This is a genomic window from Pyxidicoccus xibeiensis, from assembly GCF_024198175.1.
GTDB lineage: Bacteria > Myxococcota > Myxococcia > Myxococcales > Myxococcaceae > Myxococcus > Myxococcus xibeiensis.
This window is the reverse complement of sequence record NZ_JAJVKV010000006.1, coordinates 397761-409928: the sequence shown is the minus strand read 5'-3', so window position 1 is coordinate 409928 and position 12168 is coordinate 397761. Positions and strand designations below refer to the sequence as shown.

Genomic DNA, 12168 nt, shown 5'->3' with positions numbered 1-12168 from the left:
CCGGCCCTGGCGCGCTCGGGCCTGGCCACGGGCCCTGAAAAGACGAAGGCCGCAGCCCCCCGGAAGGAGGCTGCGGCCTGGTACTTCAGGCGACGTCCGAGGCTAGCGCCTGGTGCCCGGGGTGGGCGCGACGACCTCGAAGTCGGTCGAGTTGTTGTTCGCGTCCACCACCTTGGTGGGCGCGCCGGTGTCCACCTTGCGCTGGAAGGACACGTCCCTGCCGTTGCTCTCGAAGAGCGCGGACTGGGTGCCCTCGACGAAGGAGACCTCCCTGTCACCCACGCCCGTCGCGATGGTTGCCGTGAAGGTGGTGACGGGCGCCTCGTCTTCGGTCTCGTACCAGAGCGCGTCGGTCAGCACGCCGGTGGGGTAGTAGAGCAGGCCGACCGAGTCGTCCGCGCCGTTCTGGATGAGGTCATTGAGCGGGCTGGCGACGGTGACGCGCAGGACGCCCGCGGGCAGCGAGCTGGTCACGGTGGCGGGGCCGACGACGAGCAGCGCGCCGGGGGCGAGCGTGTCGGTGGCGGTGGTGCCGTCCGTCACGGAGGTCAGCTCGATGCGGCGGTACTCCTGGCGGCTGGCGGCGGGCGTGGTGCCGTTGGGGGTCGCGTTGACGAGCACCACCACCATGTTGCCCACGTGCACGGGCGCGTCGGAGTTGTTGATGAGCTCGATGTACTCCTTGTCATCCGCGGCGGGGGGCGTCGTGTTCGTGAAGTTGTCATACTCCAGCTCGTTGATGATCAGGCCGGCGGGCGCCGTGTCGCTGCCGCCCCAGAACTTCGCGCTGGCGGCGCTGGTGCTCACGGGCGCCCCGTTGGTGCCGCTCACGCCTGCCACCGCCACGGTGTACGCGGTGCCCTCGGCCTGGGCCGCGGTGGTGAGCTTCACCTTGGTGCCGGTGACCTCCACCGCGCTGATGGCCAGCTCCGGGGTGATGGTGAAGTCGGAGACCGCCACGGTGGCCGCGTCCACGGCCACGTTGAAGAGCACCTCCGCCGAGGTCGGGCCCACCGAGCGCGCGCCCGTCACGTTGACGGGGCAGGCCACGACGAGGTCGTCGGCGCTGAAGGGGGAGAGCTGCGCCGTGGTGCCGAAGCGGCTGTAGGGCACGGCCACCGCGGTGAAGTTGCACTGCTGGGCGAGGCCCGAGGCCGTCGCCACGGCGTTGGGCATGCGCAGGATGAAGTTGGGCGACGGCGCGGGCGAGCCCGCGGTGACGAAGGTGAACGTCGTGAAGCTGGTTCCCGAGGGGGTGGGCGGGCTGGCCACCGTGCCGCGCACCTGGACGAGGTCCGACTCGTAGGCCGCGAGCGCAGCGGCGCTCTTGACGTCCGTGCGGCCGCTGATGTCCACGGTGAGGCCCGCAGGCGTGGCGTCCACCAGGTTCTTCACGGGGGCACCCGCGCTCGCGCGGGTGAGGCCGGTGATGGCGCTCACCTGGTTGAGGCCGTTGAAGACGGTCTTCTCCGTCGCGTTGAAGGAGATCTTGTCACCCACCGCGAGCGGCGGGGTCTGCGTGGCGGCGTTCAGCTTCACGAACAGGGAGGGGCCCGGCGCGGTCGCCTGCACGTAGAAGCCCGCCGGCGTGGTGCCGACCGTGGGCGAGATGTACGTGACGAACACGTTGTTGATGGGCAGCGGCGGGTTCACCGCGACGGTGCCGGTGGTGCTCACCGCGAGGAACGCCTGGATCTGCGTGTTCTCGGGGCTGGTCAGGTCCCTCGGGATGTCGGTGTTGGTCGGCCCGGCATCCGTGCCCGCATCCGTCCCGGCGTCCGTGCCGGCGTCCGTGCCGGCATCCGTCCCGGCATCCGTCTGGGGCGGCGCTACACAGACATTCGCCGTGCAGACCTGGCCGTCGGCGCAGTCGGTATTGGCATCACACGCGTTGCCGTCATCACGGTCAGAGCAGGCCACCGCGAGCGCGGTGAGACCAGCCACCAGCGCCAACCGCCCATTGCGAATCACCATTGGGTCATGCCTCCAGGATGCTTTGTAGGTGGCCCGCTCTTACACCGCAGCCCGGGGGGGCGTCCAATCACGGAGCGGCCGGGCACGGAGCTGTCACAAGCCCGTGATTTCCCTCTCGCGGACGGCCTGTCATTCCGGAAGCAGGGGCTTCGAATGATCATCCACTCCGGGCCAGCACTGGGAGTGGTGGCGCGTTTCCGGGTTTGTCCGCTCCTGTCCGGTACCTACCGATGCGGGTGGGGCCACTGGCTCCCACAACCCTCTGATTGTGGGTAAGCTCAGGAAAAGTCCGCGTCATCCACCCCCAGACAGACGGCATTCCCTTCCGTGAGCTCGCCCCAGACGGCCATCCCGTTCGGAAAGTACCTGCTGATCAAGCGGCTCGCCGTGGGCGGCATGGCGGAGCTGTTCCTGGCGCAGCGTCCGCCCGAGCCGGAGCTGGTGGTCCTGAAGCGGATCCTCCCGTACCTGTCGGAGGAGCCGGAGTTCGTCCAGATGTTCCTGGACGAGGCGCGCATCGCCGCGCAGCTGCACCACCCCAACATCGTGCAGGTGCACGAGCTGGGGAAGGAGGGCGACAACATCTTCATCGCCATGGAGTACGTGGAGGGCGTGGACCTCCGGCGTGTCGTGGCGGAGGAGGCGAAGTACGGCGCCACGGTGCCCTGCGGCGTGGCGGCGCGCATCTGCGCGATGATTGCCGGGGGCCTGGACTACGCGCACCACAGCCGGGGCGTGGACGGGCGCCCGCTGGAGCTCATCCACCGGGACGTCAGCCCGCAGAACGTGATGATTGGCTATGACGGGCGCGTCAAGCTGGTCGACTTCGGCATCGCCAAGGCTGGCGCGTTCATGGAGCGCAGCAAGCCGGGCGTCATCAAGGGCAAGTTCCTCTACCTGGCGCCGGAGCAGGTGTCGCAGGAGCGGTTGGACCACCGCGCGGACATCTTCGCGCTGGGCACCATGCTGTACGAAATCACCACCGGCAAGCAGCCCTTCGCCAAGCCCACGACGGAGGGCATCCTCTACGCCATCCGCTACGAGGACCCGGCGCCGCCCCACCTGCTGCGCGCCGACTATCCGGAAGCGCTGTCGCGCATCATCATGCGGTGCCTGACGAAGGACCGCGCCCAGCGCTACCAGCGCGCCTCGGCGGTGCGCGCGGACCTGGAGGCCTTCCTCGAGTCGGGCGCGCTGCGGCAGAGCCTGGACATCTCCGAGTACGTCGCCCGGCTGCTGGGCGAGGAGGAGGAGCGCACCATCCTCCACATCCCCGTGGCCAAGGGCGCCGGGCGGCGGGACGTCACCGTGCCGCTGCCGGCCCGCCTGGCCCAGGAGGCCGAGCCGCCCCGGCGGCCTCCGCCCCTGGAGTCCACCGCCCCCACGCTGTCGTCCACCACGCCCGCGGGGGAGCTGGCCCCGGGCGCCGCCGCGCAGCTCACGCCGGGCCTCACCGCGCGGCCCACCCCGCGCCGCACGTCCGGTGACGCGGTGCCGGTGCCCCCGCCGTACGCCGACGAGCCCGAGCCCGCCACGCTGATGGCGCGTCCGAGGGACTTGCCCACCGGCGGGCGCCAGGACGAGGAGGACGAGGAGGCGGACGTGTCCACCGCCATCCAGACCACGCCCACCGGCTACAAGCTCGCGGCCGAGGTGGCGGCGGAGCTGGAGGACGTGGAAGAGGCCGAGTCCACCATCTCCATGCGCTACCGGGGCCGCGAGGAGCGCCCCCGGCACCCGCCCACCGCGCCGCCCGTGGCGCAGCCGCCCGCGCGCCGCTCCGGCCCGCATGCCGAGCCCTCGTCGCCGCCTCCGCCGCCGCGCACGTCCTCCGCCCAGGACGTCCCGCGCTCGCGCCGCGTGTCGCCGCCGCCGGCCCCCCTCACCGCGCCGCCGCGCCGCACGCCCCGCCCGGACGAGGAGGCGTCCCAGTCCGTCTCCACCACCGCGCCCGCGCCGCCGCGCCGCACGCCGCGCCCGGACGAGGAGGCGTCCCAGTCCGTCTCCCTCACCCCGCCGTCCCCGCCGCGCCGCCCCTCCGCGCTGCACCTGGAGGTGGAGGACGAGGTGTCGCGCTCGGTCTCCATCACCCCGGCCACGGTGAACCAGCGGGCCGTGTCGCGCTCCAGCGTGCTCGCCTCCCGCCGCGCCTCCGCGCCGGACGAGGAGGACGACTACTTCCCCACCGACTCGGGCCTGTCCTCGGTGGAGCACACCGACCCCACGCCCACGCTGGGGCCGGACCCGGACGACGACGAGTCCACCGCGGGCTACGCCACCTACGACGAGGCGCTGTACGCGAGCACCGAGGCCACCCCCTCGGCGCCGCGCCGCAAGGTGCCCGGCGTGCTGCTGGCGGCCGTGGGCGGACTGGTGCTCCTCGCGCTCGGCACCGGTGTCGTCTGGGCCCTGTACCCGCGGCCCACGGTGCCGCCGATGGACCTCTCCAAGCCCGCCGGCCAGCAGCCCCCGGAGTCGCCGGCTCCCGGGGACTCCGCGCCCGGCACCGACACGCCACCGCCGGCGACGGGCGAGGCGCCGTCCCCGCTGGCTCCGGCCGTCGATGCGGGCAGTGCGCTCGCGGCCGCCGCGCCGGACGCGGGCAGCGCCAGCGACGCGGCACCGGGGGGCGAGTCCGTCGCGACCGCGGCCGCCGGTACTCCCGGCCCCACCCTGGTGGCCGTCCGCTTCGATGCCCCGGCCCGGACGGCCCTGCGCCAGGAGGGGGGCGACAAGCTGCCCGTCAACAAGGTCGTCTCCCTACCTCCCGGCTCGCTCCGGGTCCGCTACGCCTGCCCGGGACGTCGCGCACCCAAGGGCAGCAAGTCCTACCTCGTAGAGCCGGCGAGCGAAGGGCCGCTCGTACTCCAGGTGCCATGCCGGAGCCGGCGCTAGTCGTGTCGGGCACTTGGCGCGTATGCGGCATCCTGCCCCTGGGGCGGACAAGTGGGCACGGGTGGGCTTGAGTGCCCTTAAGTCGTTGGAATTCCTAGGTTTTCGTCTTACCGGGCGCGTTTACACATGTCAGAGGGGTCTCTAGAATCCGAGACCCTTATGGCGCGCCCGAAGAGTCAGAAAAACGTAGTGAAGAAGAGGAGTTACACGGCCGGCCGGGTGGCCCGGCAGCTTCCGGTCGCTCCCGAGCCCAACCGGCTCGTGAAGGTGTGGCGACGGGTGCTCGAGCGCCGCTTGCGCACGCGCCTGCGCGCGAAGGTCGCGGTGGAGATCCACGACAACACGCACACCATGCTGACGTTCCAGCGCCAGCGAGCGATGTGGCGGCTGCGGCTGCACCACATGTTCCTGGCCGCGCCGGACGACGTGCTGCAGGCGCTCGCCAGCTTCGTGCGCAAGGGCGACCCGGACGCTAGCGTGCTGCTGGACCGCTACATCGAACGCAACCGCATCTACATCCGACGGCTGTCCCCCGCGCAGATGCGCAAGCGCATCCGCCTGGAGCCAGAAGGACAGCACCATGACCTGGAGCGCATCTTCGACCGGCTGAACGAGCGGTACTTCGCCAGTCGCATCGACGCGGCCATCACCTACGGCCCGGCGCCGCGGGTGAAGGGCCCCCGCAAGAGCATCAAGATGGGCTCGTACTCGGCGGACTCGAAGGTCATCCGCATCCACCCGGCGTTGGATCAGCCGGTGGTGCCCCGCTACTTCGTGGAGTGGATCGTCTTCCACGAGATGCTCCACCACATCTACCGGACGCGGCGGGGCGAGGACGGGCGGCGCTGCATCCACCCGCCCGAGCTGATGGAGCACGAGAAGCGCTTCCACGACTACTCGCGCGCCCTGGCCTGGGAGCGGGAGAACCTGGACCTGCTGCTGCGCGCCCGCATCTCGCCAGCGTGACGCGAGCGCGCTCCCTCCCCGGCGCTCAGGGGAGGATGAGGCCCCCTGGGCTGCGCCGCTCCTGCGAGGGAGCAGGCGCCGCCGCCGCGGGGGCCTCTGCATTTCCAGCGGGGGGCGTGGCGGCGGCCTGGGCGGCCCCGGCCCGCGCACCGGCGGCGGCCACCAGGGCGAGCACCTTCTCGAAGAGGCGCTCGGCGAAGCGCGAGAAGGGCTCGTCGGCGCCGTGGAAGAGGCGGCGGGCCTCGCCCCGGGCCAGGTCGGCCTCATGCGGGCGGGCGGTGCGCTCGAAGAAGTCCGCCATCCGCCACAGCCGCAGGGCGTAGCGCGGGCGGGCCTCCGACGCGAAGACCTCGCGCGCCACGGCGCGGACCGCCGCCTGGAGCTGCTCCTGGCGCTGCACGTCGCTGAGGGCCAGCGGGCTGTGCATCACCTCGTCCAGCTTCTGCAGCAGCCGCTTCACGTCGGCCTCCGGCGGCAGCCAGGTGGCCAGCTCCGGCGTCTCGTGGAGGCGGTCTCCCTCCAGGGCGCGGCGCACGTCCTCGGGCTCGGGCGGGGGCAGGACGGTGGGCTCCACCTGGGCCTGCACGCCGAAGTGGCGCAGGGCCACGTCCAGGTCAGGAGGGAAGGGCGTGCGCGCGCGGAGGTTGGTGCCGGCGGCCTCCGCCAGCAGGGCGGCGGCCTCGTGCTGGGGCAGCTCCACCGCGCCGCCGCGCTCCAGCGCCTCCCGGAGGATGCGGCGCCAGTTGCCGCGGCTCTTCTCCCCCAGGCGCAGCTCCACCACGCCCTCCACGTCCGACACCAGCGCCTGCACCATCTCCACGCCGCCGCCGCGCAGCACGCGGCCCAGGACGAGCGCCCGCTCGCCCGCGCTGGTGATGGTGCTCGCCATGGCGGGCAGGGCCTCAGGCGCCGACGCGGCGGCGCGCGCGGGCTCGGGCGTCGCGGCGGCCGCCGGGCGGGGGGCCTCGGCCACGGCGACGCCTCGCGAGCGCAGCCGGTACAGCGCCTTCTTCGCGGCCTTGGCCAGGGGCTTCACCGCCGAGCCCGACAGGGCCTCGGCCAGCGCGGGCACGCCGTCCACCACGGCGGCTTCCAGCACGGCGGCGGCCAGGGCTTCGGGCAGGGCCTCCACGGCGGCGGGCGTGGCCGCGCCCACGTCGCGCGCGAGGGCCCGGGCGGCCTCCACCGCGTCGGCGGGGAAGGTGGGCAGCGGGGTGCCGGCGCGCAGCGCGTCCAGGAGGGGGCGGGGTTCGGTGGGGCTCATGCCCGCGCCTTCTACCGCACGCCGCACGGCGCGGGGCATGGACCGCGCGGCACGTGCGCCCACTGGCCCACACTCGGGCCGGGGGCGCTTCAGCGGCGGCGCACCAGCCAGCTCCGGCCGGACTGCGTCACCACCACCAGCTCGGAGCCGAGTCGCTCACCGAACACGCGCGAGGGGTGGATGCCGCGCACCACGAAGTGGTCGTACCAGGCGCCCTGCGTCTCCATGTCCAGCTGGTGCGGCCGCCACTCGGAGGGGAAGGTGGGAGGCACCACGTCCCGGTACCTGAGGGGCGAGTGGGGCGTGGAGGCGAAGGTGAAGTTGGGCACGCCCCCGCGCTCGCGCGCCAGCACCGCCGCGCTGTGGATGAAGACGGGGAAGCGCACCACGCGCGAGCCCCCGTCATAGATGAGCCCCATGACGCGCGCCTTCGGCGCGGTGGCGGCCACCAGGCCCGCCCACTCGTCCGCCTCGCGCGAGAAGGCGCGGTAGCCGCGCACCATGACGAAGGCCAGCACCAGCGCGCACGCGGCGGCGGCGAGCCCCAGGGGGCGCCGCCACTGGGGCACCGCCACCGGCACGGTGGCCACCAGCAGCACGGCGGCCAGGTGCGCGTAGCGCGTGTTGAGGTAGTAGACGTAGCCGCGGATGTCGAAGGGCAGCAGGAAGTAGAGCGCCAGCGCCAGCAGGCCCAGCCCCGGCAGCCGTGCCCACGCCCACCACCGTCGCGGGCCGGCCGCTGCCGGGCGTGCGAGCCCCGCCACCCACCCGGCCAGGGCCACCGCGCCCACCGCGTACATCGCCCACCGGTCCGAGCCGTCATGGAACGTGTTGGCGAGCACGTCGAAGAACTCGGCGCGGTTCTGCTCGAAGCCCTTCCAGGCCAGGTTCTGCGGAGAGAATGTCGGGCCCCACGCCTTCCACGGCTGGCCGGGCTGGATGTCCGGTGGCTCGCCGAAGCGCAGCACCACCCAGCCCAGGAAGAGGGCCACGCCGGGCACCACGCCCAGCAGCGCCGGCACGCGGGGCCCCAGCCGCGCGGCGAGCCCCCTGGCGGTGGCGTCCTCCGGGACGGCCGTGGTGAGCAGCAGCCACGGCAGCCCGAAGGCGAGGAAGCCGAAGGCCTGGACGTGGAAGAGCAGCACCGCGACGAGGCACGCCGCCAGCCCTCCCGTCCAGGCGCGGCGGCGGGGCACGTCCTCCAGCGCGCGCACGAAGAGGCCGCAGCACAGCAGCGTCAGCGGCAGCGCCGCGCAGTAGTTGACGAAGCCCCAGCCGAAGCTGTCCCCGTAGGCGAAGGGCAACGCCAGCAGGGACGGCCACGCGGGCCGGCCGAGGCCGCGCAGCAGGAAGCCCAGCGCCAGCGGCAGCCCCACCACATAGGCGGAGAGGAAGGCGCGGTTGGCGGCCTCCAGGGGGAGCAGCCAGTTGAGGAGGCTGACGAGGTAGTAGTAGCCCAGGTACGGCGTCAGCGCGTGCCGCGCGGCGAACAGCTGCGGGTACACCGTGGTGGGGTCGTCCAGCCGGTGCAGCACGGAGATGAGGTACAGGTGCTGGGGCAGGTCCGCCATGGGCAGGTGGCGCGAGGCCCACAAGGGCAGGGCGCCCAGCACGAGCGCGGCGGCGTAGACGAGTCGGTCGGGTCGGTTCGTCACGGAGGGCGCGGACTGTACGCGCCACCCCCGCCCCCGGCGAGCAACCCGTGCGAGCAGGCCAGCGCCCGCTTCAGGTAGACAAAGGTACGGGCTTCCGTCTTGGCAGGGGGCAGGGGCTGCGGTATAGGCGCACGGCGAGAGTGGGTGCCGTGCCGGTATCCCGAAGGAGAGCGGACATGACGCGCATCGCGACGATGCTGGTTGCGGGGCTGATGGCCGGCGGGCTGCTGCTGGCGCCGGGCTCCGCCGAGGCCTGCAAGGCCCACGCGGACGCCGCGAAGAAGCAGGCGGCCACCGCCCAGGCGAAGCAGGCGGACACGGGCACGCCGGACGCGAAGAAGGCGGAGCCGAAGCCGGCGGACACGGCCGGTGACGCGCAGCAGAAGCCGGCGCCGGTGCGCGGCGAGGTGGAGCGCCCGCTGGACGCGCTGGACTCGCTCATGGCCGGCAAGTGTCAGTGCGGCAGCAAGGCGGACTGCACCTGCAAGAAGGGCTCGTGCGACTGCTCGAAGTGCCAGAAGCCCAAGCGGCAGGTGATGGACGCGCTGCGCGGCCGTCCCGCCGAGCTGAAGCTGGAAGAGGCGCGCAACGACGCGTCCGCGGGCATCTTCATCTGAGGCGCTCCAAGGGCTAGCGGGGGACTTCCGGCGAGCCCTTCTCCGCCTTCACCACCAGCAGCGGCGGGAGGACGACGCGCTCGAAGCGCACGAGCCCCGCCGCGCCGGCCGCCGCGCGCAGCTCGCCCTCGTCTCGCGGGTGCAGCCCCAGCCTCCGGTGGAGCAGCGCCGTGGGCGCCCTCGGTGGCAGGTACGTGCTGGCCACCCAGCGGCCTCCGGGACGCAGCACGCGCGCCACCTCCAGCATCAGCCGGCCCAGGTCCGCCACGAAGTGCAGCGAGCCGGCCATCAGCACCGCGCCCAGCGTGCCGTCCTGGAAGGGGAGGTAGGGCGCCTCGGCGCGGAGGAAGTCCACCGTCGCGCCGGCTTCTCGCGCCTGGTGCACGCCCTCCTCCAGCATGGCGCGTGACACGTCCAGCGCCGCCACCGGGGGGAGCTCCGGCTCCCGCGCCAGCCGCCGCGCCAGCAGGCCCGTGCCGGAGCCCAGGTCCAGCACCGGCCCCTCCGGCCGGCCCATGAGTCCGCGGTAGAGGAGGTACTCGCTGTCCCTGTCCAGGGACTGGCGCGTGAGGGTGCGCTCCAGGACGGGCCGCACGTAGCGCTCGTACGAGCGCGCCACCCAGCGCTGCTCCAGCCCGCGCTGCACGGTGCCGGCGGCGGAGTGCTCCACCACCAGGTCCACCACGCCCTCGGCCACGGGGTAGGTGGCGCGGCACCCGGCGCAGCGCAGCGGGCCGAAGAGCAGCACCGGGGCGTCCGCCTCCGGCTGCAGGCCGCCGCGGCGGCACCGGGGACACCTCAATATCGGGATGAGCGCGCGCCGCATGGAGCCGGGAAGGCTACCGCCCCCGGCTGACCACGAGAATCGCTTTCCAGTCCCTGACGGCGGGCGTCAGGCGGACGGGGCGTTGCGCGCCACGCGCCGGTCCTCGGCCACCAGCACCGGCCAGCCGCGCGCCATGGCCTCGCGGAAGAAGGCCGCCAGCTCGCGCCGGCTGTGGTTCACCGCGCCCAGGAACGGGTCGATGAGCGCCTCTTCCCCCAGGCTGCGCGTGGAGGACAGCTCCACCGGCGTGCCGCACCGCTCGCAGCGGATGGACACCTGGCGCACCAGCGCCACCGGCACCGCGTACCGGGCGCCGCAGTCGCCGCACTTCCACACGAGGGCCCGCTCGCCGGCCTCGCGCTTGGCGAGGTTCTCCAGCTCGTCCGCCAGGCGCAGGAGCGCCGGCAGGTCCTGGGGCGGCTGCGCGAAGACGGCCGAGGGGCCGTAGCCCGCCTCGGGCGCACCCAGCGTGGGGGGACGGTCCCCCTGCAGCAGGGCGCGCAGCCTGTCTCGGGCGCGCACGTCGCGGAACTCGGCGCCCGTCAGGGCACGCTCCACGGCCTCATGCACCGGAGGCAGCTCCGGCTCGAGGCGCTCATCGTCCGGCAGCGACTGAGGAAAGTTCACCAGCCGGTGCCCGGGGACTGCGAGGAATCGGAAGGCCACGCCTGCTCCATTGCACCCCGCCCGTTCGGGCGCAAGGCGCGAGTTCTCAAATGTCCGCTGCCGCGAAATGTGCTTCCGGTCTGCTACCGGGACCACTCCAGCATCCGCTGCAGCGGCGCCCGCGCGGCCTCCCGCAGGTCCACCGGCATCACCAGCTCCGGCGTCCGGTCCTTCATGCAGCGCCACAGCTTCTCCAGCGTGTTCAGCCGCATGTACGGGCACTCGTTGCACGCGCACCCGTTGTCCGGCGGCGCGGGGATGAACGTCTTGTCCGGCGCCCCCTTCTTCATCTGGTGGAGGATGCCCGCCTCCGTCACCACGATGAACTTCTGCTTCGGGCTCTTCAGCACGTAGTCCAAAAGCCCCTTCGTGGACCCGATGAAGTCCGCGTGCCGCAGCACCGCCGCCTCGCACTCCGGATGCGCCACCACCTCCGCGTCCGGGTGCTCCACCTTCAGCTGCACCAGCTTCTTCTCGCTGAAGATTTCGTGGACGATGCAGCTGCCCGGCCACAGCACCATGTCGCGCCCCGTCTGCTTCATCACGTAGCGCCCCAGGTGCTGGTCCGGCGCGAACAGCACCTGCCGGTCCTTCGGCACCTGGTTGACGATCTTCACCGCGTTGGAAGACGTACAGATGACGTCGCTCATCGCCTTCACCGCGGCCGAGCTGTTCACGTAGCTCACCACGAACGCCCCCGGGTGCTTGTCCTTGAAGGCCTTGAACGCCCCGGGCGGGCACCGGTCCGACAGCGAGCAGCCCGCCTTCAAGTCTGGCAGCAGCACCAGCTTGGACGGGTTCAGGATTTTCGCCGTCTCCGCCATGAAGTGGACGCCGCAGAAGACGATGACGTCCGCCTGCGTCGCCGCCGCCGCCTGCGCCAGGGCCAGGCTGTCCCCCACGAAGTCCGCCAGGTCCTGGACCTCGCTCTCCTGGTAGTAGTGCGCCAGGATGACCGCGTTCATGGACCGCTTGAACTCCTGGATTTCCCGCGCGTAATCCACCTCGGTGCCCATGTCTTCTCCTTGGGTCCGACATTTAACCGGGTCTGCGAGGGCAGGCCAGGGTGCGGTTTACCCCACCGTCTCGAGGCCGGGCGGTCGTCGCTCAGGCTGCCGGGCCTTATCGAACATCCGTCTTGTCCTCATGCTCGGCACTCCCTTCCCTGACAGGTCCGGTAAGATGGATGCCTGAGCCGGACGCTTCGCATGGGCCTTGGCCAGTGCGACCTGGGGCTTCGGAACACGGGGGATGTGAGGTGGGGCCACCGCGCTGATCCAGGCGGGGGCCGCGGTGCCAACGGCA

General features: G+C 72.6%; 8 protein-coding genes and 1 pseudogene. 3 read left to right on the top strand and 6 right to left on the bottom strand.

The features are described 5' to 3' along the window. Positions 1–102: 102 nt before the first annotated feature. Positions 103–1974, bottom strand: coding sequence for a hypothetical protein (locus tag LXT23_RS28440; protein ID WP_253983461.1), 1872 nt, complete (start codon positions 1972–1974; stop codon positions 103–105). A 327-nt stretch (positions 1975–2301) separates the two neighbouring features. Between LXT23_RS28440 and LXT23_RS28435 the strand changes: the two genes are divergently transcribed. Together LXT23_RS28435 and LXT23_RS28430 are read left to right on the top strand one after the other, a co-directional pair. Beyond that, entirely contained in the window at positions 2302–4869 is a 2568-nt protein-coding gene (locus LXT23_RS28435; protein WP_253983460.1) for a serine/threonine protein kinase, read from the top strand. 219 nt (positions 4870–5088) lie between these two features. Continuing rightward, positions 5089–5835 (top strand): hypothetical protein, encoded by a 747-nt coding sequence (locus tag LXT23_RS28430; protein WP_253983640.1) that lies wholly within the window; start codon positions 5089–5091, stop codon positions 5833–5835. 25 nt (positions 5836–5860) lie between these two features. On the opposite strand, the gene LXT23_RS28425 is transcribed toward LXT23_RS28430, so the two are convergent. Together LXT23_RS28425 and LXT23_RS28420 are read right to left on the bottom strand one after the other, a co-directional pair. After that, a complete protein-coding gene (locus LXT23_RS28425; protein ID WP_253983459.1) occupies positions 5861–7099 on the bottom strand; it encodes a hypothetical protein in 1239 nt (412 codons plus the stop codon). An 89-nt stretch (positions 7100–7188) separates the two neighbouring features. Next, positions 7189–8754, bottom strand: a complete 1566-nt coding sequence (locus tag LXT23_RS28420) for a hypothetical protein (protein ID WP_253983458.1) — start codon at positions 8752–8754, stop codon at positions 7189–7191. Positions 8755–8930: 176 nt separating this feature from the next. Here LXT23_RS28420 and LXT23_RS28415 point away from each other — a divergent pair, with 176 nt between their 5' ends. Beyond that, positions 8931–9371, top strand: coding sequence for a metallothionein (locus tag LXT23_RS28415; protein ID WP_253983457.1), 441 nt, complete (start codon positions 8931–8933; stop codon positions 9369–9371). 13 nt (positions 9372–9384) lie between these two features. On the opposite strand, the gene LXT23_RS28410 is transcribed toward LXT23_RS28415, so the two are convergent. The 3 genes and pseudogenes from LXT23_RS28410 to nadA all read right to left on the bottom strand — a co-directional run. Further along, complete coding sequence (locus LXT23_RS28410; RefSeq protein WP_253983456.1) at positions 9385–10197, bottom strand: class I SAM-dependent methyltransferase; 813 nt, start codon at positions 10195–10197, stop codon at positions 9385–9387. A gap of 66 nt (positions 10198–10263) precedes the next feature. Beyond that, positions 10264–10863, bottom strand: a complete 600-nt coding sequence (locus LXT23_RS28405; protein ID WP_253983455.1) for a zinc-ribbon domain-containing protein — start codon at positions 10861–10863, stop codon at positions 10264–10266. An 83-nt stretch (positions 10864–10946) separates the two neighbouring features. After that, positions 10947–11894, bottom strand: a pseudogene (nadA, locus tag LXT23_RS28400) (quinolinate synthase NadA); the annotation flags it as partial. Positions 11895–12168: the final 274 nt, after the last annotated feature.